Annotated in this window: 26 protein-coding genes; 1 reads left to right on the plus strand and 25 read right to left on the minus strand. The window is 57.1% G+C overall.

Annotated features, from left to right (window positions below; translation table 11 throughout):
• Positions 1 to 74: 74 nt before the first annotated feature.
• A complete protein-coding gene (locus tag ABEV74_RS08065; RefSeq protein ID WP_062493293.1) occupies positions 75 to 371 on the plus strand; it encodes a DUF2627 domain-containing protein in 297 nt (98 codons plus the stop codon).
• A 134-nt stretch (positions 372 to 505) separates the two neighbouring features.
• On the opposite strand, the gene spo0A is transcribed toward ABEV74_RS08065, so the two are convergent.
• The 25 genes from spo0A to spoIIIAA all read right to left on the minus strand — a co-directional run bounded on the left by spo0A (position 506) and on the right by spoIIIAA (position 22012).
• A complete protein-coding gene (gene spo0A, locus ABEV74_RS08070; RefSeq protein ID WP_062493294.1) occupies positions 506 to 1315 on the minus strand; it encodes a sporulation transcription factor Spo0A in 810 nt (269 codons plus the stop codon).
• Positions 1316 to 1539: 224 nt separating this feature from the next.
• A complete protein-coding gene (spoIVB, locus tag ABEV74_RS08075) occupies positions 1540 to 2859 on the minus strand; it encodes a SpoIVB peptidase (protein ID WP_430144989.1) in 1320 nt (439 codons plus the stop codon).
• Positions 2860 to 2983: 124 nt separating this feature from the next.
• Positions 2984 to 4681: a DNA repair protein RecN gene (gene recN / locus ABEV74_RS08080; protein WP_430144992.1), complete on the minus strand. Its 1698-nt coding sequence runs from the start codon at positions 4679 to 4681 to the stop codon at positions 2984 to 2986.
• A 41-nt stretch (positions 4682 to 4722) separates the two neighbouring features.
• Positions 4723 to 5175: a transcriptional regulator AhrC/ArgR gene (gene ahrC, locus ABEV74_RS08085; protein ID WP_430144995.1), complete on the minus strand. Its 453-nt coding sequence runs from the start codon at positions 5173 to 5175 to the stop codon at positions 4723 to 4725.
• 20 nt (positions 5176 to 5195) lie between these two features.
• Complete coding sequence (locus tag ABEV74_RS08090) at positions 5196 to 5654, minus strand: hypothetical protein (protein WP_430144998.1); 459 nt, start codon at positions 5652 to 5654, stop codon at positions 5196 to 5198.
• A 283-nt stretch (positions 5655 to 5937) separates the two neighbouring features.
• Positions 5938 to 6774 (minus strand): TlyA family RNA methyltransferase, encoded by an 837-nt coding sequence (locus tag ABEV74_RS08095; protein ID WP_430145001.1) that lies wholly within the window; start codon positions 6772 to 6774, stop codon positions 5938 to 5940.
• Positions 6771 to 8669 (minus strand): 1-deoxy-D-xylulose-5-phosphate synthase, encoded by a 1899-nt coding sequence (dxs, locus tag ABEV74_RS08100; protein WP_062493301.1) that lies wholly within the window; start codon positions 8667 to 8669, stop codon positions 6771 to 6773. Before dxs ends, ABEV74_RS08095 begins: the two co-directional genes overlap by 4 nt.
• Positions 8670 to 8793: 124 nt before the next feature.
• Positions 8794 to 9732 carry a polyprenyl synthetase family protein gene (locus ABEV74_RS08105; protein WP_062493302.1) on the minus strand — a complete coding sequence of 313 codons (939 nt, stop codon included), beginning with the start codon at positions 9730 to 9732 and terminating at the stop codon, positions 8794 to 8796.
• A complete protein-coding gene (gene xseB, locus ABEV74_RS08110) occupies positions 9716 to 9976 on the minus strand; it encodes an exodeoxyribonuclease VII small subunit (protein WP_062493303.1) in 261 nt (86 codons plus the stop codon). The genes ABEV74_RS08105 and xseB overlap by 17 nt, the downstream gene beginning before the upstream one ends.
• A complete protein-coding gene (gene xseA / locus ABEV74_RS08115; RefSeq protein WP_430145005.1) occupies positions 9957 to 11330 on the minus strand; it encodes an exodeoxyribonuclease VII large subunit in 1374 nt (457 codons plus the stop codon). The genes xseB and xseA overlap by 20 nt, the downstream gene beginning before the upstream one ends.
• Before the next feature lie 30 nt (positions 11331 to 11360).
• The gene (gene folD / locus ABEV74_RS08120; RefSeq protein WP_213530448.1) at positions 11361 to 12212 is read right to left on the minus strand and encodes a bifunctional methylenetetrahydrofolate dehydrogenase/methenyltetrahydrofolate cyclohydrolase FolD; all 852 of its coding nucleotides are present in this window, start codon (positions 12210 to 12212) and stop codon (positions 11361 to 11363) included.
• Positions 12213 to 12269: 57 nt separating this feature from the next.
• Complete coding sequence (nusB, locus tag ABEV74_RS08125; protein ID WP_062493305.1) at positions 12270 to 12719, minus strand: transcription antitermination factor NusB; 450 nt, start codon at positions 12717 to 12719, stop codon at positions 12270 to 12272.
• Positions 12720 to 12877: 158 nt separating this feature from the next.
• Positions 12878 to 13108, minus strand: coding sequence for a DUF2273 domain-containing protein (locus ABEV74_RS08130; protein WP_062493306.1), 231 nt, complete (start codon positions 13106 to 13108; stop codon positions 12878 to 12880).
• A gap of 13 nt (positions 13109 to 13121) precedes the next feature.
• Positions 13122 to 13679 (minus strand): alkaline shock response membrane anchor protein AmaP, encoded by a 558-nt coding sequence (amaP, locus tag ABEV74_RS08135; protein WP_062493307.1) that lies wholly within the window; start codon positions 13677 to 13679, stop codon positions 13122 to 13124.
• A 91-nt stretch (positions 13680 to 13770) separates the two neighbouring features.
• Positions 13771 to 14181, minus strand: coding sequence for an Asp23/Gls24 family envelope stress response protein (locus ABEV74_RS08140; protein WP_062493308.1), 411 nt, complete (start codon positions 14179 to 14181; stop codon positions 13771 to 13773).
• Positions 14182 to 14290: 109 nt separating this feature from the next.
• The gene (accC, locus tag ABEV74_RS08145) at positions 14291 to 15673 is read right to left on the minus strand and encodes an acetyl-CoA carboxylase biotin carboxylase subunit (protein ID WP_430145009.1); all 1383 of its coding nucleotides are present in this window, start codon (positions 15671 to 15673) and stop codon (positions 14291 to 14293) included.
• Positions 15674 to 15720: 47 nt separating this feature from the next.
• Positions 15721 to 16215 (minus strand): acetyl-CoA carboxylase biotin carboxyl carrier protein, encoded by a 495-nt coding sequence (gene accB / locus ABEV74_RS08150; RefSeq protein ID WP_062493310.1) that lies wholly within the window; start codon positions 16213 to 16215, stop codon positions 15721 to 15723.
• A gap of 237 nt (positions 16216 to 16452) precedes the next feature.
• Entirely contained in the window at positions 16453 to 17073 is a 621-nt protein-coding gene (locus tag ABEV74_RS08155; protein WP_062493311.1) for a SpoIIIAH-like family protein, read from the minus strand.
• Between the two features lie 57 nt (positions 17074 to 17130).
• A complete protein-coding gene (gene spoIIIAG, locus ABEV74_RS08160) occupies positions 17131 to 17763 on the minus strand; it encodes a stage III sporulation protein AG (RefSeq protein WP_430145013.1) in 633 nt (210 codons plus the stop codon).
• A gap of 100 nt (positions 17764 to 17863) precedes the next feature.
• Entirely contained in the window at positions 17864 to 18604 is a 741-nt protein-coding gene (gene spoIIIAF / locus ABEV74_RS08165; RefSeq protein ID WP_430145016.1) for a stage III sporulation protein AF, read from the minus strand.
• Between the two features lie 25 nt (positions 18605 to 18629).
• Positions 18630 to 19859: a stage III sporulation protein AE gene (gene spoIIIAE / locus ABEV74_RS08170; RefSeq protein WP_430145019.1), complete on the minus strand. Its 1230-nt coding sequence runs from the start codon at positions 19857 to 19859 to the stop codon at positions 18630 to 18632.
• A gap of 5 nt (positions 19860 to 19864) precedes the next feature.
• Entirely contained in the window at positions 19865 to 20260 is a 396-nt protein-coding gene (gene spoIIIAD / locus ABEV74_RS08175) for a stage III sporulation protein AD (RefSeq protein WP_062493314.1), read from the minus strand.
• A 19-nt stretch (positions 20261 to 20279) separates the two neighbouring features.
• A complete protein-coding gene (gene spoIIIAC / locus ABEV74_RS08180; RefSeq protein WP_062493315.1) occupies positions 20280 to 20483 on the minus strand; it encodes a stage III sporulation protein AC in 204 nt (67 codons plus the stop codon).
• A gap of 15 nt (positions 20484 to 20498) precedes the next feature.
• Positions 20499 to 21017 carry a stage III sporulation protein SpoIIIAB gene (gene spoIIIAB / locus ABEV74_RS08185; protein ID WP_062493316.1) on the minus strand — a complete coding sequence of 173 codons (519 nt, stop codon included), beginning with the start codon at positions 21015 to 21017 and terminating at the stop codon, positions 20499 to 20501.
• Positions 21011 to 22012 carry a stage III sporulation protein AA gene (gene spoIIIAA, locus ABEV74_RS08190; protein ID WP_062493317.1) on the minus strand — a complete coding sequence of 334 codons (1002 nt, stop codon included), beginning with the start codon at positions 22010 to 22012 and terminating at the stop codon, positions 21011 to 21013. The genes spoIIIAB and spoIIIAA overlap by 7 nt, the downstream gene beginning before the upstream one ends.
• Positions 22013 to 22066 lie beyond the last annotated feature (54 nt).

The following is a 22066-nucleotide window of genomic DNA, read 5'->3' on the forward strand; positions in this document are numbered from 1 at the left end:
TTCTAGGTGCGAAAGTTGAGTAAAGTAATGATGTTTTTTTAATTTTGCCATGTTAACAAGGAGAGAGTCCGGCCATGAAAATGGTAATCTCGCGATTTATCGCTGTATTGCTGCTCGTTATTCCCGGAATCGCCGCCTGTTACGGCTTTCTAAAAATGAAAAATGCCGTATTTCATTACTTCTCCCAGTTCGGGAACGATTCGATACAGCCGGCATTCGATTGGCTCCCGTTTCTGCTCGGCTTTGTCCTGTTCTTTCTTGGCATCGGTTTCATCGGCGGCTGGATTTTTTTCCGCGACCGCAAGCGGAATTATGTGGCCCCCCGGTTTCGCCGGAAAAAATCGCGTCCCTCGCGTCCCGATGCTTTATAGGGAATCGAAACCGCAGTCCCGGAGACTGCGGTTTCTGCCTGAAAGGAATGAAAAACCGCCGATCGTCAGGATGACGAAAACGGCGGCGTCGTATTAGACAAGCCCTTGCCGGCCAAAGCCCGGCGCGGAATGTCTCAGCTCACCTTATGCTCGATCCGCAGCTTGTCGGCGACCATCGCGATGAATTCGCTGTTGGTCGGCTTCGACTTGCTGATGTTGATCGTATAACCGAACAGGTGGCTGATGCTGTCGATGTTGCCGCGCGTCCAGGCAACTTCGATCGCGTGCCGAATTGCACGCTCGACCCGTGACGGCGTCGTCTTGAATTTCTCGGCGATAGCGGGATACAGCGTTTTCGTAATCGCGCCGAGGATTTCAATATTGTTGTACACCATCGTAATCGCTTCGCGCAAATATTGATATCCTTTAATATGTGCAGGAACGCCGATTTCATGAATGATGCTCGTAATGTTGGCATCCAGGTTTTTGCCTTTGGCAAGCGGAACGACATTCGATTTGGTCGACACGACGCTGGAGTAAGTATTCGGCGACACGACGGCGGAATTGCCTACCAGTTGACGGATGCGGTTAGCTAAAATTTCCATGTCGAACGGCTTCAGTATGTAGTAAGAGGCACCAAGTTGAACAGCCTTTTGGGTAATGTTTTCTTGTCCGAAAGCCGTCAACATAATAATTTTCGGCGCGGGCTTCAAATTCATGTCACGAAGACGCTCCAATACGCCCAAACCGTCAAGATGCGGCATAATGATGTCCAATATCAAAACATCAGGCGCCTTTGGGGACTCTTCAAGCGCCCGAAGCACTTCTTCTCCGTTATAAGCTACACCAGTTACCACCATATCGTGCTGTTCCGAGATGTACTCGCTCAAAAGATTTGTGAATTCTCGGTTGTCGTCGGCCAACAATACTTCGATTCTTTGCAATGTCATGGTCCTCCCTTAATAAAAAAGATTAGTTCCTTCATCGCCTTCCCTTGTTGAGTTGCATGAATATTGTGATTCGACATCTGATCGTGGATTTCCTTCTGTCGAAAAATTTTTTTATAGATTTTTTTTGGATAATGATCTATAATTAATAATTTATTACACTACCCGATCTTTTCCGGGATCATTCGACAAAAAACGTGGGGCAAAAATCCTAAGGGGCATTAAGCCGCCTTAAGATTTTTGCTCGGGGATTTGAGCAGAATACCTGCATCCTGAAGCATCCATTCGATGAAGCAACCGTAGCCCGAAGCCGGGTCGTTGACGAACACATGGGTAACGGCTCCGACCATTTTTCCGTTTTGCAATATCGGGCTGCCGGACATTCCCTGAACGATGCCTCCGGTTTTATCGAGCAATCGTTTGTCCGTCATTTTGATGACCATGCCTTTGGTTGCCGGGGACGTTTGTTTGCTTACATGTACAATTTCAATATCAAACCGCTCGACCTTTTGGCCATTGACAACCGTTAAAATTTCGGCCGGCCCTTCCTGAACCTCTTCCGCAAAGGCGACCGGTACCGGCTTGTTGGAATAGCTGTGGGAAGGCAGCTCCTTCATTTTGCCGAAAATTCCGAATGGCGTATTCCGTTCGATGCTGCCGAGCACTTTGCCTTCCTTAATAATCGTTGCCCGCTTCTCGCCCGGTTCGCCATTTTGGCTCTTATTGATCGAAGTTACCTGGGATTGCAAAATTTGTCCGTCCCCTAATTCGATCGGGGTTTGCGTGTCCATGTCCGTAATGACATGGCCAAGAGCACCGTACACGCCTTGATCGGGCGCATAAAAAGTCAGCGTGCCGACTCCCGCCGCAGAATCCCGGATGTATAGACCGAGTCTCCAGGCCTGATCATCCGTATCGTAAGCCGGACGAATCTCCGTCTCGAGCAGACGGCCGCCGCGTTTGTACGTTACTTTTAGCGGATGCCTGGATTGTCCCGCCTTTTCCACCAGCTTGGCGACCTTATGGACGTCCCGGATATTCGCGCCGTTAATTTTGACGATTAAATCCCCCAACTTGATTCCGGCGTCTTCTCCGGGTGATACTTTGGCATTGCCGGTTCGAACCTGATGATGGCCAACGACGAGAATTCCAGCCGATTTCACTTTGACACCGATCGTCTGCCCGCCGGGAATGATGCGCAAATCGGGGACGACATTGACCTTCACGGTTTTGAACGGAATTTTACCAAATAATTTCAACTTTAATCTGGCTTCGCCGCTGCTGTCGGATTGAACGGACAACGGCTCGTTCAGATTGACGGATTGCTTGCCGGACTTGCCGTTAATCCGCAGCGTTTCGGTATCGGCGGTCACTTCGGCATGTACAGGGACACCATAATCCAAACGTTTCATCTGGCCGGTAAACAGACGGATTTCGTCCGGAAAGGCGGCGAAATGCTGTACGGGGGACGAGGTGCCGATCATACATACGAAGAGAACGAGAATAAGACCCATCCATCGTTTCCGACGATTGGAGTTCAATTCAATTCACGCTCCTCTGCCTCCATTCGCTTGACGATAAAGCTTTATTCGCCAATGGCGTACCTATAAGGTACCCCTCGTCCCACGTTTTATGACGGCAAAAACATTCCCTTAATGCCTACGATTACGCTCCTTTTTGCCGATGCGCCAGATCAAGCATTTCCTGTGCGTGATGCCTTGTTTTTTCGGTTACTTCCACGCCGCCCAGCATCCGGGCCAGCTCTTCCACCCTTGTCTGTCCGGCCAATGGGCGCACGGAGGTGGACGTCTGTCCGCCTGTCATCGTCTTGATGATTTCGTAATGGTGGTCGGCCATACAGGCGACCTGCGGCAAATGGGTAATGGCAAACACTTGGCAACGGTCCGCGAGCGCGGACATTTTCTCCGCGATCGCTTGTGCGGCGCGCCCGCTAACGCCTGTATCGACCTCGTCGAAAACGAGCACCGGCACGCGGTCGATCTCTGCGAAGATGCTCTTCAATGCCAGCATAATGCGGGACATCTCCCCGCCGGAAGCGATTTTGTTCAGCGGTTTGAGCGGTTGCCCCGGATTCGGCGCAATGAGAAACACCGCTTCGTCCAGCCCATTCGGCCCGAGCTGCGGACCTTCGTCCGATACCGTCTGCTCGAGCTTCGCCACAAACATCGTTTTGCCCATCTGCAGCTGCTTGAGCTCTTGTTCGACCGCGGAAGAGAGCTTGTCGGCCGCGGCCGAGCGCATCTCGCTCAGCTTACGTCCGAGCTTGACGGCTTCTTCATAAAGCATCGCTTCCTGCTTGACAAGCTTGTCCAAATGCTCTTCCCGGTTTTCAATTTGATCCAGTTCGTTTCGAATTTTATCCAGGTAAGCCAGGATGTCCGGTATCGAATCGCCGTATTTTCGTTTCAAGCCGGATATCAGATTGAGTCTGTCATCGATGTAAGCGAGACGCTCGGCGTCCGACTCGATGCCGTCTTTGTAATCCCGCAATTGGAATGCAGCGTCTTCCGCCTGATAATAAGCGGTCTGGAGCTGATCGAGCAGCGGACCGACGATATTGGGATCATAAGTGCGGATCGATTCCAGCTTGGCAATCGCATCGCCGATCGCGTCAAGCCCACCGGACATGATGGCATCATACGCCGCTTCCGCGCTGAGTTTCCGCTTCTCCGCATGCGCGAGCTTCCGCTTTTCTTCAGCCAGACTTTCATCTTCTCCGACGACCGGTTTGGCGGTTTCGATCTCCTCGATTTGGAATCGGTATAAGTCCATCATGCGCATATTTTGCCGAGTCGATGCTTCCAATTGCTTCAAGGCGGCGCGCACGCCGACGTATTGTTGATAAACGTTGCGGTAAGCCTGCTTCTGAGCCGCAAGCTTCTTGCCGCCGTACAGGTCGAGCCATTCCAGATGCCGCTCCGTCTTTAGCAGCGATTGATATTCATGCTGGCCGTGTATATTGATAAGATATTCCCCGATCTCCTTCAGCATGGAGAGATTGACCAGCTGACCGTTCACCCGGCATGCGCTTTTGCCGTGGACGGTAATTTCCCGGCGAATGACGATCGGCTCTTCAGGGGAAGCGTCGAGCCCGAAATGACGCATCGTTTCCCATACGGGATGGCCTTCGGGCATGTCAAACTGACATTCGATGACCGCCTTGTCACAACCGTGACGAACGATATCCGCGCCGCCGCGTCCCCCTGCGACAAGCGACAGCGCATCGATCAGCATCGATTTCCCGGCTCCCGTCTCGCCGGTCATGACATGAAAACCGTTGCGAAACGAAACGTTAACGTTTTCAATGACCGCAAGATTCCGTATCGACAATTCGCGCAACATAATCGGTTTTCCTCCCCTTTTGCAAGCTTGCCGGTTAACTTTTACGGATTGAGCAGACCGAGCATCCGGTCGACAATCGTTGTGCTGTGTTCCCCGGAACGGCATATAATCAGTATCGTATCGTCGCCGCAAATCGTGCCCATCACTTCGGGCCACTCCATGCTGTCGATCAGAACGCCGATGGCGTTGGCCGTCCCGGGCAAACATTTCATCACGATCAGATTGTCTGTCTTATCGATATGAACGAAATGATCCAGCAGCGCCCTGCGCAGCTTGTGCACAGGATGGAATTTTTGTTCCTGCGGTAGCGAATATTTGTACTTCCCGTCTCCGGCCGGAACTTTAATCAGTTGCATCTCCTTAATATCTCTCGAAACGGTCGCTTGCGTCACTTGAAGCCCTGACTCGCGCAGCGCTTCGACAAGCTCGTCCTGTGTCTCGATCTCCTGATTCGTAATAATTTCCCTTATTTTAATTTGCCTTAGTCCTTTCATGACACCCTCCCGTTCCGACATTATTCGTTCCATGCGAACGTTACAACTCTGACCGTACCTTCCTTCGCATCGGTATATAAAACGCCTTCGCATTCCGGCAAAAGCAGCGCATAGACGAGCAGGCGATCCCGCAAACCGCTTCCGGTCCAGTCGATCGGCATCCGGTCGCGCGCCGTCTTGACAATATAAGTCTTGCCGTCCTGCTCGGCTATATAATCAATGTAAAGCCGGCTTTCCATCGGCGCCCCGTCGACTTCGATATGCAACGGAACGCGGTGCTTCCCGGAGATGACCTGATAACCGTGCCGCTCCAGCAGCTGTACGTTCTCGTCGTCCGCGAGGATCTCGGCGCCTTCCCCCAGCACCAGTCTTCTGGCGGCGGGCGGCGAATGGAGCCATCGATACAAGCCGCGGTAAATCCAGATCGCGATCAGACCGCCGGCAAGCACCATCACAATCCAGTCTCCGTACACTCCCATCCGAACCCCTCCCTGAAAGGCTTCTGCCTATTAGGTTCGAGAAGCGGGAGACAATCTCCTTTTTTTCATAAGCGAACGCTTCATACGCGAACGTCTTCGCTCCGCCTGGAAAGCCGGCGTTTCTCTCATCGAAACATCGCAAAAAGGCGAACGCTTGTTTGGTTTCCTTCAGTTTAACAAAACGGAATCGTCCTGTAAAGTACTCGTCCAAGTTTAACCATACAAAAAGAAAAGCTGCCCTGTCCCCTCCTCGGAGGCCATGCAGCGGATAATCGTAAATATTTTAACCTGTCGATTTGCCCGGACTGAACGCATGCGCCGCTTCGCTGACAAGCGAACGGATTTCATTCGCCGTAACGGGCAAGCTTTGCGGCTCGCCCTCGAATGTCCAGTACGCGAGAAACTCGATATTGCCCTCGCCTCCCGTAATGGGCGAATAGGTAAGTCCGCGGAGGGCGAATCCCTTCTCCGCCGCGAATTCGGCGACGCCCGCAATCACTTCCTCATGCACGGCAGGATCGCGCACTACGCCCTGCTTCCCGACTTTTTCCCGTCCGGCTTCGAATTGCGGTTTAATTAGCGCGACTACGGTTCCCCCAGGCTTAATCAATCCGGCCAATGCCGGTAAAATCAGCTTCAACGATATAAACGAAACGTCTATGGAAGCGGCGTCCGGGGCGGGACCGTCCAGATCGCCCGGCTGCATATAACGGAAATTGGTCCGCTCCATGACGCGCACTTGCGGATGCTGCCGAAGCGACCAGTCAAGCTGGTTGTAGCCGACATCGACGGCATATACGAGCGCGGCCCCGTGCTGCAGGGCGCAGTCGGTAAAGCCGCCGGTCGACGCGCCGATGTCGATCATGACGCGTCCCGCCAGCGATATGCCGAATGTCCGGATCGCTTTCTCCAGCTTGAGACCGCCGCGGCTGACATAAGGATGCGGCGCCCCTTTCACCTGAATGGCGGCCGATCGCGGCACCTTCGTCCCGCCCTTCTCGACCCGTTCGCCATTTACGAGCACGAGCCCCGCCATCAGCGCCGCTTTCGCCTTCTCCCGGCTTTCGTAATAACCGCGCTCCACAAGGAGCACGTCAATCCGTTCTTTCGCTGCGCTCATCGCTGCCCGGTCGCCCACTTCCGGCCCTGGCGAAGCATGCCGGCCACCGTCGCCGCGCAGCGTTCGGCCGTCAATCCCGCCTCAATGCGCTGCTCCTTGATGGAACCGTGCTCGATGAAGCGATCGGGAACGCCCATAAGACGAATCGTCACGCCGTCCCTTCCCTGAAGCGCATAATACTCCATAATCGCGCTGCCGAGGCCGCCAAGCTCCGAGCTTTCTTCCATGACGACGATCGGCAATCCTTCGTCCGCCAACCGCATCAGCATCTTGCCGTCCAGCGGTTTGATGAACCGCGCATTGACGATTCGCACATTCAATCCTTCGCGCTTCAGCAGATCCGCCGCTTCCTCGGCGACCGCAATCATCGGTCCGATGGCGACGATGACCGCCGAATCGCCTTCGCGGACCGTCTCCCACGTGCCGATCGGTATTGTCCGCATCTCCGGTTCCACCGGCACGCCGACGGCGTTGATCCGCGGATACCGGATCGCGATCGGGCCGTCGTTATATTCGACAGCTGTCTTCATCATGTTGCGCAGCTCGTTCTCGTCCTTCGGCATCATCAGCACCATATTCGGAATATGGCGGAGAAAGGCGATATCGTAAACGCCCTGATGCGTCTCTCCGTCCGGACCGACGAAGCCGGCTCGGTCGATGGCGAAAATGACGTTCAGATTTTGCCGGCAAATATCGTGCACCACCTGGTCGTAAGCCCGTTGAAGGAATGTGGAATAGACGGCGAAAACCGGCTTCATCCCTTCCATCGCCAGCGCGGCGGACATCGTGGCCGCATGCTGTTCCGCAATGCCGACGTCGATCATGCGTCCGGGGAACCGTTTGGCAAATTCGAGCAGCCCCGATCCGCCCGGCATGGCCGGCGTTATCGCCACGATTCGATCGTCCCGCTCCGCCAGCTCGATCAGCGTCTGCCCGAACACTTCCGTATACATCGGCGGTCCGACCGCCTTCAGCACCTGGCCCGATTCGATCTTGTACGGCGTAATCCCGTGCCACTTGAAGGAATCGGCTTCGGCCGGCGAATAGCCTTTGCCTTTGACGGTGACGACATGAATGAGCACGGGACCCTGAATCGATCCGGCCTGCTTGAGGATGTCGATCAATTGTTCGACGTCGTGACCGTCGACCGGTCCGAAATACGTCAGCCCCAATTGCTCGAACAAAATGCCGCTGACGAGCAAATATTTCAGGCTGTCTTTGAACCGTTCCGCCGTCTTCGCCAGCTTGCCGCCGATCGCCGGAATTTTGTTCAGCAGATTTTGCAGCTCATCCTTCGCCTTCTGATAATGGCGGTCGGTCCGGATCCTGCTCAAATAATGGTGCAGGGCCCCGACATTCGGCGCGATCGACATCTCGTTATCGTTCAAAATCACGATCAGGTTCGGCTTCTCGTGGCCGATATGGTTCAGCGCCTCCAGCGCCATTCCTCCGGTCAGGGCGCCGTCGCCGATGACCGCTATGACCTTGTTCTTGTCGCCTTTCAAATCGCGGGCCATCGCCATCCCCATGGCGGCCGACAACGATGTGCTGCTATGCCCCGCTTCCCAGACATCATGCTCGCTTTCGGCCCGTTTGACAAAGCCGCACAACCCTTTGTACTGGCGCAGCGTATTGAATTTATCCTTGCGTCCGGTCAAAATTTTATGCACGTAAGATTGGTGCCCGACATCGAATATCAATTTGTCCGTCGGGCTGTCATACAAATAATGCAAGGCTAAGGTCAGTTCCACAACGCCAAGGTTAGGAGCCAGATGGCCGCCCGTAACGGAAAGCTTCTCAATGAGGAAATGACGGATCTCACCGGCTAGCTGTTCCAGTTCGGCTACAGACAAGGCTTTCAGGTCTTGAGGTTCGTTGATCCTATCAAGCAGCACATTACCTTCCTCGCTTTCGTGACCGCGGCTGGCCGCCGTCCATTACGTCTAAAATACTTCCCATATTATATCATACGCATGCAGCGTATCCCAAACGTCCGTATTTTTTCGGCCCGCGTCTTGCTTACCGGTCGCGTCCCATCAAATAATCGGCAATTTCCAGCAGACGTCCGGGATCGGCCAGTCCGGCCCGGGCCAGCGCTTCCTTCGCTTCCGCGGTCAGCCGGGCCATTTCCTTGCGGCTTTCATCCATGCCGAGCAAGTACGGGTACGTCACCTTGTTCTGCCTGAGGTCACTCTGCACTTTTTTCCCCAGCTTCTGCTCATCGCCGATCAGATCGAGAATATCGTCCTGAATCTGGAAGGCAAGTCCGATGTTGCGCCCGAACAGGGAAAGAGCGTCGAGCTGCCTATCGTCCGCGCCGCCGATTCTGCCTCCGGCGACAAGCGAGAACGAGATCAGCGCGCTCGTTTTGCGCAGATGGATGCTTCGGAGTTCCTCCGCCGACGTGACGCCCTGCTCGCCCAGAACGTCTGCGGCCTGACCGCCGACCATGCCGGGTAAGCCGGCCAGCCGGGCCAAATCTTCGATAACGGCGAGCGTCGTTTCCGCCGGTACGCCATGCTGGCGTGTCGCCTGAGCCGCTACGTAAAAAGCGTGCGTCAGCAAGCCGTCGCCGGCCAGAATGGCCATCGCTTCCCCGAATACTTTATGATTGGTCAGCTTGCCGCGGCGGTAATCGTCGTTATCCATCGCCGGCAAATCGTCATGAACGAGCGAATAAGTATGGACCATTTCGACCGCGCAGGCAACAGGCAGCGCGTACGCCGAAGCTTGCGCATCGCCTTTCACCGCTTCGGCCGCCGCCAATACCAAAACCGGACGCAACCGCTTGCCTCCGGCTTCGATCGAATACATCATCGCGTCTTTCAGTTTGTCCGGTACGTCCCAATTTGCCGGAATCGCCGTTTTCAGCGCATCTTCAATGCGTCCAGCCTGTTCCGCCAAATATTGCTGCAACGGTTTATGCTGCTCCTTCAACCTTTCAATCCCCTTTGTCATCATTCACCGGAACGAACGGCTTCTTGACGAAACCTTGCTCCGTTTCAATCAACATTTCGATCTTACGCTCGACCTGCTCCAGCTTGCCTCCGCACAGCTGCGAAAGCCGCATTCCTTCCTGAAACAAATCGATGGCGGTCTCGAGCGGAACGTCGCCATTTTCCAGACGCTCCACAATCGCTTCGAGCCGCTCCATCGCTTGTTCGAATGTCAGTTCTTGCCCTTTATTGTTCTCCGTCTCCATCCGGCAACTCTCCTCCCATTCCCCATACATGGCAGTCCAAATGACCGTCGGCAAGCTTCACCTTCACCATATCGCCCGGCTGAACCTGGCGGATCGATTTGATCAGCGTTCGCTCCCGCTCGTCGTAGACGAGGCTGTATCCGCGGGACATCACCTTCAGAGGACTGAGAGCGTCCAGGTGCCGGACCGTTCCGGCCAGCTGCACCCGCTTGCTGCGCAGCAGCGCTTGCATCGCCTGCTCCAGCCTTCTCGACATCTCCGTCCGCCGGCTCGCCGCAAGCGCCGCCCGCTGGCCGGGATGGCGGACAGCGAGCGCGGTCTCCAGCCGGGTAAGCCGCTCGCGTTGCCGTTCGACAAGACGCGTCGTACGCAGCGTCAGCTTGTCCGTCAGACGGTCGAGCCGTTCCGCTTGCTCCAGCAAATATTTGCGCGGATGAAGGAAGAACGGCGATCGTCTCACCCGCAGCAGTCTTTCCCGCTTGCTCCGCAGCGACATCCTAAGCGCCTGCCGCAATCGCTGTCGGAGCTGCTCGAGCTGTGCCTTCAGTTCTTCCACATGAGGAACGGCCAGCTCCGCGGCGGCGGTCGGCGTCGGCGCGCGGAGATCCGCGACGAAGTCGGCGATGGTGAAATCGGTCTCATGTCCGACGGCGGAAATGACCGGAATTTTCGAAGCGGCGATGCTGCGGGCGACCGATTCCTCATTGAACGCCCACAGCTCTTCGAGCGATCCGCCGCCGCGCCCTACGATCAGTACGTCCACTTCGCCGTAGCGGTTCATCGTTTCGATCGCGCGGACGATGTCCGGCGCCGCCTGGCGGCCCTGTACGATCGCCGGATACAGGACGACCGGCACCGACGGATGCCTGCGTCCGAGCGTAATCAGAATGTCCCGGACGGCCGCCCCGGTGGCCGACGTGATGACGCCGACCGCCTTCGGAAAACGGGGAATCGGACGCTTCCGCGACGGGTGAAACAATCCTTCCGCTTCGAGCCGCTTCTTCAGCTGCTCGAAGGCCAGATACAGGCTGCCGATGCCGTCGGGCTGCATCTGGGTCGCATAAAATTGATAAGTGCCGTCGCGCTCATACACCGACACGTTGCCGCGCGCGATAACTTTCGTCCCTTCGCGGGGAATAAACGGCAGCCGTCTGTTGTGAGAGGCGAACATGATGCATTTCAGCCGGCTGTCCTTGTCCTTTAGCGTAAAATACATATGTCCGCTGGAATGGTGGGTGAAATTCGAAATTTCGCCCCTTAGCCAGACATCGTTCAGCAAATTGTCGGACTCCAGCTTCATTCCGATATAGCGGTTGATTTCCTTGATGGAATAGATGCGGGGCTGCTCCGCCATCGGCGTCACTCCCTCCATTTCCGGACGCCGCTACCGGCCGATCCGCTTGGCCGCTTCGAGCGTATTTTTCATCAGCATCGTAATCGTCATCGGTCCCACGCCTCCGGGTACGGGCGTTATGGCCCCGGCGACGTCGAGACAATCGTCGTAATCGACATCGCCGGCCAGCTTGCCGTCCGGGAGCCGGTTCACGCCGACGTCGATGACGACGGCGCCCGGCTTGACGCAATCTCTCCGAATCGCCTTCGGGCGTCCGATCGCCACGACGAGAATATCGGCCTGCCGCGCAATCGCCGGCAAATCGGCCGTCCGCGAATGACAGATCGTTACGGTCGCATTTTCGCGGAGCAGAAGCATGGCGACCGGCTTGCCGACAATGTTGCTGCGGCCGATAACGACCGCGTGCTTCCCGGCAATTTCGACGCCGCTGCGCTTGATCAGCTCGATTACGCCGGCGGGCGTGCACGGCAGCAGGCTGTCGTCGCCGATGACAAGATTGCCGACGCTGATCGGATGGAAGCCGTCCACATCCTTCTCGGGCGCAATCGCGTCAATGACCGCCTTCTCGTCAATATGGCGCGGCAACGGCAGCTGCACCAATATGCCGTGAACCGTCGGCTGCGCATTGAGCCGGTCGATCAGCGCCAGCAGCTCCTCCTGCGTGGTCGATTCGGGCAGCCGATGAACTTCCGAATAGAAGCCGAGCTGGTGGCATGCCTTCTCTTTGCTGCCGACATACACTTTCGATGCCGGATCTTCGCCGACCAGCACGACCGCGAGGCCCGGCACGATGCCTTGCGATTTCAGCTGTTCGGCCTCACGGGCGAGTTCCTTCCGTATACTTTCCGAGATTTGTTTCCCATCAATACGCTGCGCGCTCATTTTCATTTTCTCCTTTCCTTGCCTTCCGCAATCCGCTGCGGGCGAATAAGCCTTTGGCTATCGTTCGTTCCGATAACGGTCCAAGCTTTGGATCAATCGGCCAAGCACGCCGTTGACGAATTTCCCCGACTCGTCCGTTCCGAAATGTTTGGCCAGTTCGATCGCCTCGTTGATCGCCGCCTTGGGCGGAACATCGTCGCGGAACACCATCTCATAACATGCCAGCCTCAAAATCTGGCGGTCGACGCGGGACAGCCTGTCCACTTGCCAGCCGGTCAGCGCCTCCTGAAGAAGACGGTCAATCGCGGCTTTCCGCTCAAACACGCCGGCCACAAGCTCCCGCGCGAACGCTTCCGTTTTGTCCGCTTCCGCCGGATCCGCGCCGATCTCGTTCTCTTCGCGCATTTCTTCCATAAGCATATCGACCGCTTCCGCGCCGGACACTTCGTTCATTTCCATCTGGTACAGGCTTTGTACCGCAATTTCGCGTGCTAACCTACGTTTCATGGAACCTCCTGATCGTCGTCTGGGCTATAGGACTATAGAACGACGCTTCTACTTTATCTTTTGCTGCTGAACGACATCCCTAAAAAAACCTATGATCTCCTCCCTGCCCCGAAAAATGCCGGCATTCCGGCGTCCGGAGTACGGAGGAGACCACAGGATTATCTGAACGGGCGCCACCTGTCCATGACCCATTCGCTTAACCGCCGCCACGGAAGAAGCGGTCCGCTGTCCGTATCCTTCTGTTTGCCCACAACATATCCGATAAAGACGAGCAGCGCAAAAAACAGCATGTCCCAAAAACCTACGAACAAATACAAAAACCCGAAAAAGATCCCTGCCGTGACGCCGATGATGCGTCCGCTGCCGGATGACCACCATTCCTTCCACATGGGCCCATCACCTCTATTCTACGCGACTTTTGAACGCGCCCGACTGGATGACGTTCGCCACGAAGACACCGACGCCGGCTACCGGAATTCCGGTCACCTCTTCCACATGCTCCTTAACGGCTTTCTGCATATCTTCCGTCAACACCGGAATCGGGGTTTCGCCGTCCACGACCGCCCGCAGCACGATATCGAGTCCCGCTTCGTTAAAGCGGATGCGGGCTTTCAGATCTTTAACGCCCCGATGCCGGGCGGCAGCTTTGAGCGCGATATTCTCCACCGTTTCGAGCGAAATGCGAATATCGCCGTATTCGGTCCGCTGGTCGATCGAGGAAGCGGTCGGTCCGCTCCGGCGCAGCGATACGTAGAACAGCCGGAAGCTTACAATAAAAGTTACTGCGGCGGCGATCACGACGGTCAGCTGCAGCCATCCGCGCGTGTATAACTGATCGACGAAACGTTCCGAGACCGCTTCAGGAATCCAGCCGATTCCGGCGGCAAACAGTACGGCAGCCAACATGCCGACAACCAAACTGTATAAAAAAAGCAGGAGCCTGTCCAAGATTTGGGCCACTCAATCGTCTCCTCCTCTGGCAAACAGAATAAAAATCCCCCTTGCGCCGAGCGGCATGCCCATCACGAGGGGGAACTTGCGAATGCTATCGTTATTTCACCCGTTGGGCGGAATCTTCTTCTTCCGGCTTGTCAGCTGGCTTAAAATGAACATCATGAATATGTACGTTCACTTCTACGACATTCAGTCCGGTCATCGTCTCGATGGAGCGCTTGACATTCCGCTGGATGTCCGCAGCGATTTCCGGTATCCGCTGCCCGTATTCCACGATAATGGAAACGTCTACCGCCGCTTCGCGCTGGCCGACTTCAACTTTGACCCCTTTGGACAGATTTTTCCGTCCGAGCAGTTCCGCGATGCCGCCGGCCAGGCCTCCGCTCATCCCGGCAACGCCTTCCACTTCAATCGTCGCTAAACCTGCAATAACCGCAATAACTTCGGGGGCGATCTGAATGCTGCCGATGTCCGTTTTCTCGTAATCCGCCGCTAAAATCGTGCTCACTTCGCAAACACCTCCCACTAGTCGCGATTTTGCCCCGGCTCGCGGCCAGGGCTTATCCGCTTCTTATTTTTATACTATAACATTTGGTGAGAAATATGACAAACGGCGCTTACCGATCCGGAACGATTTCGTCTTCGTCAGGCAGCTCGTCGAGATCGTGCTCTTCGAGAAACTTGATATCGAAGCGCCCTTCCCTGAACTTCGGATGATTCATCAGCTTCATATGGAAAGGAATCGTCGTCCGGATGCCGTCGACGGCAAACTCTCCCAAGGCCCGTTTCATGCGGGCGATCGCTTCCTCGCGGGTCGGCCCCCATACGATCAGCTTGGCGATCATCGAATCGTAATGCGGCGAAATGACATATCCCGGATAAGCGCCGCTGTCGACCCGGACTCCCGGCCCGCCAGGCGGCAAATAAAACTGGATCTGGCCCGCGGAAGGCATGAAATTCCGGTCCGGGTCTTCCGCATTGATCCGGCATTCGATCGACCAGCCGTTAATGGCGATGTCCTCCTGCCGGAACGACAGCGGGCGCCCTTCGGCGACGGCGATCATCTCGCGGATCAGGTCGACGTTCGTAATCATTTCCGTAACCGGATGCTCGACCTGAATGCGCGTATTCATCTCCATGAAATAAAAGTTTCCGTCCGGACCGAGCAAAAACTCGAGCGTTCCGGCCCCGGAATAATTGACGGCTCTGGCGGCTCTGACGGCAGCCTGCCCCATGCGCTCGCGCAACCCGTCAGTCATAACGGGGCAGGGCGCTTCCTCCACAAGCTTCTGGCGCCGGCGCTGAATCGAGCAATCCCGCTCGAACAGATGGACGACGTTGCCGTGCTTGTCCGCCATAATTTGTACTTCCACATGCTTCATGCCCGTCAAATATTTCTCCAGATAAATCCCGGCGTTGCCGAAAGCTTTCTCCGCTTCCTGCCGGGCGGCCGTCATTTGCTGAATAAGCTCTTCCTCGTTCTCGACGATGCGGATGCCTTTGCCTCCGCCGCCGGCCGTCGCCTTTATAATAACCGGATAGCCGATCTCGCGGGCGATGCGAACCGCTTCGTCGACGTCTTCCACAAGCCCGTCGGAACCCGGAATGACCGGAACGTCGGCCTCTTTCATCGTTTGCTTGGCAACCGACTTGTCCCCCATCTTGCTGATCGCTTCCGGCGAAGGGCCGATAAAGGCGATATTGCAGGACTCGCAAATTTCCGCAAAATCGGCGTTCTCCGCCAAAAAGCCGTAGCCGGGATGAATGGCGTCGCAGCCGGTCAGCGTCGCGACGCTCATAATGTTGGTCAAATTCAAGTAACTGTCCTTCGATGCCGTCGGTCCGATGCAATACGCTTCATCCGCAAGCCTGACGTGCAGCGACTCGCGATCGGCTTCGGAATAGACGGCCACCGTCGCGATGCCCATTTCGCGGCAGGCGCGAATGATGCGAACTGCAATCTCCCCGCGGTTGGCGATCAATATTTTTTGAAATTTCAACGTCGGAGCTCCTTTCAACTGGGTTAATCGCGCCGCAAGGCGGACGGTCACTCGGGCTTAACCAGGAACAAAGGTTGCCCGAACTCTACCAGCTGTCCGTTCTCTACCAGAATCTCGACGATTTCGCCGCGCACTTCGGCTTCCAGCTCGTTCATCAGTTTCATCGCTTCGAGGATGCATACGACCGTCTTCTCCGTCACGCGGTCCCCGACATTGACGAAAGGCGGAGCGTCCGGAGACGGCGCGCGATAAAACGTCCCGACCATCGGCGAAACGATGCGGTGCAGTCCGGCGTCGGAACCGGTGCCGGCATCGGCCGGCTTCGCCGGTTCCGGCTGCGCTGCCGGCGCGCTCGGCGCGGCCTGAGGAGCCGCCGGAACCGCGTAAGCGGGCGCGATTTGCGGCGTATGCACGTTCACCACCTCGGTCTTGCCGGGCTTGCGGATGAGCAGGCGAGCGCCGTCATTTTCAATTTCCAGCTCCTGAACGGAGGTTTGGTCGAGCAGCTTTATCAACTCTTTAATTTCACTCAATTTGAACATAGAGCAGCTTCACTCCTTACCATAATCCAAAGCAAAACAGCAGGGTAAGCGGTCGGCCCCGATTTGCGCGGGCCAAATATTTAGGCATACCGCAGCATAACGAATGTATTATATCATAATCCGGGAAGAACACGAATCATTTTTTGGAAAAGCTGTCGGGTGCGGCTGCAAAAAAACTCTGCCCGGCGCAAGACCGGGCAGAGGTCGAAAGCCGCGCAAGCGGCAGCTGCGATGCGGTTAGGGCACATATTGCACGGTGATCTGGTGCGGCTCGACATCCATTTCGTTCATGACAAGCTCCACGATGCCGACTGCCTGGCTTCGGTCCAGATTTTCGCTTTGCACGACGACTTTGTAACGATCGTTCTCTTCGGTCACGACCGCCATATTGTACTGCTGCTGCAAGTTCGTTTCGATGTCGGTTATTTTCGCGTATTTGTCCTCGAGCTCGTTAAGCTCTTCGGCCGCTTTGGCGGCCGCTTCGTCGTCGCTCGATTTCGAATCGTTGATCGTCGCCATCAGTTTATCATATTGGGTTATAAAGTTTTGCTCCCGCTTGTACTGCATATCGTCGAATACGCTGCCTGCGATCATCCCCTGCGCGTCGAGCCGCTCCAGCACTTCCCGGTCCGCATCGCTCAGCCCGTCCGTACCGGTGTCCTCTGCGGCGCCCTCGCGTCCGACCTCGTCGACGACAATGCCGCCGGCTTCGGCAGCGTCGCCGTTTTGCCCGGTTTGCGTATTGTCCGTCAGCAGATCAGGCGTTTTGACGTCCTCCGTAAACAGATAATACGCCGACAGCACGACCATCAAGCTTAACATCGACACAAGCCAGACCGTTTGCTTTTTCGAATTCATTTGAACACCCTCCCATTTCATTTTGCCTTGGCGATATCGAAAACCGTTTCTGCGAACTCACTGCTGTTTTCTCGGTACGACCGAAATGCTGTTGACCGGGACGCGGATGCCTTTCTGCACCGCATCCAGAATCAGTCTGCGTACCGTGGCATCTTCGGCTCCTCTGGCGACGATCAGAATGCCCCGGATTTTCGGCTTGATCTTCTTCGTCACGACCGGCTGCTGATCGCCGGATTCCTCGTAAATGACGACCTGGCCGTCCCGGGTTACCGAAGTGATGTGGCGGCGCCCCCCGTTTTTGTCGTTTTCGTCCGTGACCTGCTGCGAAAAATTTTCATTTTTTTCGTAAACCACTTCCTCCGTGGAATCGATCGTGACGAGCACATCGACCGTTCCGACCCCGACGATTTTCTCCAGAATCTCCTTGATCCGATTTTCCAGCGGGCGCTCGATCGCTTCGAACGGCGTCTCGGCATCGTTCCGCGCAGCCCATGCCGCTTCGTCGTCGGAGGCCGAAGGGGGCTGATCCGCCACCGGTTCCACCTGCTTGACATTCAGGAACGAGCTCAGAAGCATGAGCGCCGCGCCGATGCCGCCGATGACGAGCAGCCAGCGAAACGTCCGGACCCGTTTCGGGCCGCCCGGACCGCCGCCCACCAGCGCTTCCAGCCCTTCCAGCCATTTGGCCACCTTCATCCCTCCCCCACCTTGAATTAGCGGACGTGTCGGCGCGGTTCCGATTTGCCGAATAGCCGAATTGCCGACTTGCCGCCGCCTTTCGCCCGCAGGATCAGCGAGCCCCGGAGTCTGACGGCACCCGCACGTACACCTGATCCGGAAGGACCCCCCAACCAGACTCCAGCACGCTGCGAATCGATTTCGCCGCCGCCGGTCCGGCCGGCGCCCAGGCCGCTTCCGCTTCCGGTTCGGCTTCGAGCGGGTCAGAGCCGTCCGGGCTTCCGGACACCTTCTCTTCGGATTCCACATCGACATCGACGATGACGGGGGCGATCTCCTCGACCGGCCCGATCTCGTCGCCGGCCGCTCCGGCTTCCGGCGCCCGTTCCCCTTGCAAGGTGACCGTTACGGACGCGATGGCGTTCGGGACATCGTCTCTCACCTCTTCCTTTTCCAACCGGACGCTCACTTCCGCGACCGGCGCTCCGGTACGGCGGACAATTTCCGCCTTCATCGCTTCGGCCAGCCGTTCCTCCGTCAGGGAAGCGGCCTGCAGCTCCCGCCCGGTCCGCAGCCTTCCGGCATCTTCCCGGATCGCATCGAGCGACGGCATCCGCACATCGCTTTCGGCATCGGACTCGTTCCAGATGCGGATACCGGCGGCCAGACGGCTGCCGATATCGCCCTGTATGAGCCGCAGCAGCGGAGACAGCAGCGCGAGCAGGATGATCAGGCCGACGACGAGCCGCACGTAGCGCTGCATCGCCTTGTTCGGCAGCAACAGATCGATGAAAGCCGCCAGCAAAATGATGGCGACGATTTCCTTGAGCCATCCGCCAAGCCATTCGAGCATCCGATCCCCTCCTTGCGCGGGGCCGCTATCTGACCATGACGGCCGCGTTGCCCGCCGTCAATATGATCGTGACCGCCAGAAAAAACATCAGGCTAACGGCCGCAAGTGCCGCGAATATATAAATCATCGACTTGCCGATCGTCTGCAGGCATGCAATGATCGGACTTGTGCCGAGCGGCTGCATGACGGCGGCGGCGATGTTGTAAATTAACGCCAGCGTCAAGATTTTCAGCGCCGGGAACGCGCACAGAAACAGCAGGATGACGACGCCCGCGATACCGACGGCGTTTTTGACGAGCAGCGAAGCGGACAGCACCGTATCCGCCGCATCCGAGAACATTTTGCCGACGACCGGAACGAAGTTGCTTGAGACGAACTTGGCCGTCCGCATCGTGACGCCGTCCGTGACCGAGCCCGTCGCGCCCTGGATCGAGATGACGCCGAGAAAGACGGTCAGCATGACGCCCATGACGCCGACTGCAATCCGGCGCAGCAGGTTGGCTAGCTGGGTGACTTTGAACCGTTCCGACAAGGCGCTGGCGATATGCAGTACGGCCGAGAAAAACAGCAAAGGAAAGACGAAGCTGTAAATCAGCGTGCCGACCGCATGAATCATGAAAATGATGAGCGGGTGAAGGATGGACACCGTCACGATGCTTCCCATGGAAGCGAGCAGCGTGAGCAAGAGCGGCACCATCGCCAGCATGAACTGAACCATTCCGCCGATTGCATCCTTGGCGTACCCGATGGCGACATGAAAGCTGTTGACCGCCAGCACGATCAGCACCATATAGGCGATCGCATACGCCACCTTGCTGACCGCATTGCGTTCGAAGGCGCTTTGCAGCGTTTCCAGCAGCATGCTGAATACGGTCAGTAGAACGATCGTCACAAGCAGCTTGCCGTTGTACAGCACCTCTTGAAGCAAAAACCGCAGCAGGCCGTTCAGCACTGTCGACAGCTTCAGTCCCTCTCCTCCCGGCACGACCATTTCGGCGAATCCGGGCAGCCGGCGGTCCGGGAAGAAGTCGCGGTATTCCTCCTTCAGCTGATTCCAGTAGCGCTCCACCGCTTCCGTATCGACGTCCCGCAATTGCTCGTCCGCCAGCCGGCCGGGCAGGGAGGCCGCATTCTCATTCCCGGTGGGTGCGGCGGCTTCTCCGGATGCAGACGCTTCTACCGCTGCGGCGAAAGCGCAGCCTGACAAAAGCAGCAGCGCGATCGCGGCGATGCGGCATGCGGACAGCAGCCTCATAACGTTCAACCCCCTGCCGGCAGCAGTCCGATGACCGTATCGACCACAACGCTGATAATCGGTACGGCCATGACGAGAATGAGCACTTTGCCGGCAAATTCGATTCTGGAGGCGATACTTTCCTGCCCCGCGTCCCTTACGATCTGTGCGCCGAATTCGGCAATATAGGCAATGCCGATAATTTTCAGAATCGTCTTCAAGTAGATGGACGGGACGCCGGTGCGGTTCGCCAGTTCCTCCAGAACGGCAATGATCGCCTCGATTTTGCCAAGCAGAAACAGAAAGATAACCAGGCCGGCAAACGTCGCCAGCAGAAACGCGAACATCGGCTTCTGCTCTTTCACGACGAGAATGAGCACCGTCGCGATCAGACCGAATCCGACGATCTGAATGATTTCCATATCCGCTCACCTACTGCCGCTACTGAAACAGGAAGATCGTCTTGATTTCCTGAAACAGCTCGTTCAACAGCCGGACAACCATAAACAATACGACGACAAATCCGATGACGGTTACCCAATGCGCCATATCTTCCTTGCCCATTTGCTTGAGCACCGTATGGATCATCGCGACAATGATGCCGATACCGGCGATTTGGAAGATGGCGCTGACATCCATATTCATCTTTGCGGCACCCCACTAAACGATCAATATGACGATCAGCGCTGCGACTAATACGCCGAGACTTTTGCACAGCTTTTCGTAACGCTCCTGATCGTCCCTTGCCGCATCCTCTTCCGCTTTAAGCTGCTGCATGGCCAGCCGCAGATGTTTGACCTGGTCTTCTCTGTCGCTGATGCCGAGCGAGGATCCGAGCCGAATCAGGGCCGCCTTCTCGGGGCTTCGCATGGCAGAGTTGGCCCAGTGTCCTTCGATTGCCCGGCTCCAGCTTTCGCGGAAAGAGGGACCGTCCGCGTCATCGAGCCGCTTCGCCGCCTCCTTCAGCATGGCGGCCAGCGGTTCCGGCGTATGCTCGGCCGCACGCTCCAGCGCTTCCGGCAGCGGCGTGTAGCCGTAACCGATCTCCGTCTCGAGACGCTGCAGCGTATGAAGCAAGGTCCGGATATGACGGGGCCGCGCCGCCAGGCGCGCGGCCTGCTGAAAGCCGATCATCGTGCCGGCGAACAGAATGAGCGCTGCGCCGATCAGCTTCAGCATAACGGCCGCTCCGGTTGCAGCGCCGTCGGTTCCCGGGCAAGCGCTCCCGGTCCGGGACGAAGAACGCGGGAGCGGAATCCTTCCGCCGTGCGGCGCAGCTCGATGAAAGCGGCGAACGCGCCTTCCTCGATCAATTCGCGCAAGGCCGGCCGGTCGCGCGCATCCTGCAGGTCGCGCGCATGCGCCGTGGCGATGACGCTGACGCCGGCGTGAACCGCCTCCCGCAGCGCCGCAGCATCTTCGGCATGCCCGATCTCGTCCACTACGAGAACGTCGGGCGACATCGATCGGAGCATCATCATCATGCCCTCGGCTTTGGGGCAAGCGTCCATGACGTCGGTGCGCGGGCCGACATCGAATGTCGGTACTCCCCGGACGCATGCCGCGATTTCCGATCGTTCGTCGACGATCGCCACCTTGCGGCCTTCCCGGCGCATCCCTCCCGATCCTGCATACAGCCCGTAGCTGATCGAGCGGGCCAAATCCCGGATCAGCGTCGTCTTCCCTTGCTGCGGCGGGGCCAACACGAGCGTCGAGACGATCGTGCCCCGCGTCCGGTCGGCCAGCTGCGGCAGCAGCCCGTCCGCCGCCCCGACCACTTCGCGGGCGATCCGGATATTGAATCCGCCGATATCGCGAATGCCCCGAACGGCGCCGCGTTCCAGCACGGTGCGCCCGCACAGGCCGATGCGGTGCCCGCCCGAAACGGTAATGTAGCCTCTGCGCAGCTCTTCTTCCATCGCGTATAGCGAATGATTCGTCATCCGCTCCAACATTTTTCGGCACAACTCGGACGAAGGACGGTAAGCCTGCTCCGGTGTATGCCGCAGCGAGCCGTCTTCGCCCGCAAACCGGGATTCGCCGCCAAAACCGATCTCCAGCGGACGTCCTTCGCGCACCCGGATTTCCTCCAGCCGATCCTTTACGCCGTCCGGCAGCCGTCCCAGCACGGCGGCCATTTCCGGCGGCAAGAGATGCGTCACGCGTTCGAGCATGGTTGGTACCTCCCGGGGTTAGATCTGATCGATACATGTCTATGCCTGTCCGGC

It is taken from the genome of Paenibacillus cisolokensis, from assembly GCF_050481165.1.
Taxonomy (GTDB): domain Bacteria; phylum Bacillota; class Bacilli; order Paenibacillales; family Paenibacillaceae; genus Paenibacillus_AH; species Paenibacillus_AH cisolokensis.

Bases quoted from the DNA above. Each gene is read 5' to 3' on its own strand.
- ABEV74_RS08065 (WP_062493293.1), top strand. From the start codon at position 75: ATGAAAATGGTAATCTCGCGATTTATCGCTGTATTGCTGCTCGTTATT.
- recN (WP_430144992.1), bottom strand. From the start codon at position 4,681: ATGTTGCGCGAATTGTCGATACGGAATCTTGCGGTCATTGAAAACGTT.
- ahrC (WP_430144995.1), bottom strand. From the start codon at position 5,175: ATGAAAGGACTAAGGCAAATTAAAATAAGGGAAATTATTACGAATCAG.
- ABEV74_RS08090 (WP_430144998.1), bottom strand. From the start codon at position 5,654: ATGGGAGTGTACGGAGACTGGATTGTGATGGTGCTTGCCGGCGGTCTG.
- ABEV74_RS08095 (WP_430145001.1), bottom strand. From the start codon at position 6,774: ATGAGCGCAGCGAAAGAACGGATTGACGTGCTCCTTGTGGAGCGCGGT.
- ABEV74_RS08105 (WP_062493302.1), bottom strand. From the start codon at position 9,732: ATGACAAAGGGGATTGAAAGGTTGAAGGAGCAGCATAAACCGTTGCAG.
- xseB (WP_062493303.1), bottom strand. From the start codon at position 9,976: ATGGAGACGGAGAACAATAAAGGGCAAGAACTGACATTCGAACAAGCG.
- xseA (WP_430145005.1), bottom strand. From the start codon at position 11,330: ATGGCGGAGCAGCCCCGCATCTATTCCATCAAGGAAATCAACCGCTAT.
- folD (WP_213530448.1), bottom strand. From the start codon at position 12,212: ATGAGCGCGCAGCGTATTGATGGGAAACAAATCTCGGAAAGTATACGG.
- nusB (WP_062493305.1), bottom strand. From the start codon at position 12,719: ATGAAACGTAGGTTAGCACGCGAAATTGCGGTACAAAGCCTGTACCAG.
- ABEV74_RS08130 (WP_062493306.1), bottom strand. From the start codon at position 13,108: ATGTGGAAGGAATGGTGGTCATCCGGCAGCGGACGCATCATCGGCGTC.
- accB (WP_062493310.1), bottom strand. From the start codon at position 16,215: ATGTTCAAATTGAGTGAAATTAAAGAGTTGATAAAGCTGCTCGACCAA.
- ABEV74_RS08155 (WP_062493311.1), bottom strand. From the start codon at position 17,073: ATGAATTCGAAAAAGCAAACGGTCTGGCTTGTGTCGATGTTAAGCTTG.
- spoIIIAF (WP_430145016.1), bottom strand. From the start codon at position 18,604: ATGCTCGAATGGCTTGGCGGATGGCTCAAGGAAATCGTCGCCATCATT.
- spoIIIAE (WP_430145019.1), bottom strand. From the start codon at position 19,859: ATGAGGCTGCTGTCCGCATGCCGCATCGCCGCGATCGCGCTGCTGCTT.
- spoIIIAD (WP_062493314.1), bottom strand. From the start codon at position 20,260: ATGGAAATCATTCAGATCGTCGGATTCGGTCTGATCGCGACGGTGCTC.
- spoIIIAC (WP_062493315.1), bottom strand. From the start codon at position 20,483: ATGAATATGGATGTCAGCGCCATCTTCCAAATCGCCGGTATCGGCATC.
- spoIIIAB (WP_062493316.1), bottom strand. From the start codon at position 21,017: ATGCTGAAGCTGATCGGCGCAGCGCTCATTCTGTTCGCCGGCACGATG.
- spoIIIAA (WP_062493317.1), bottom strand. From the start codon at position 22,012: ATGCTCGAACGCGTGACGCATCTCTTGCCGCCGGAAATGGCCGCCGTG.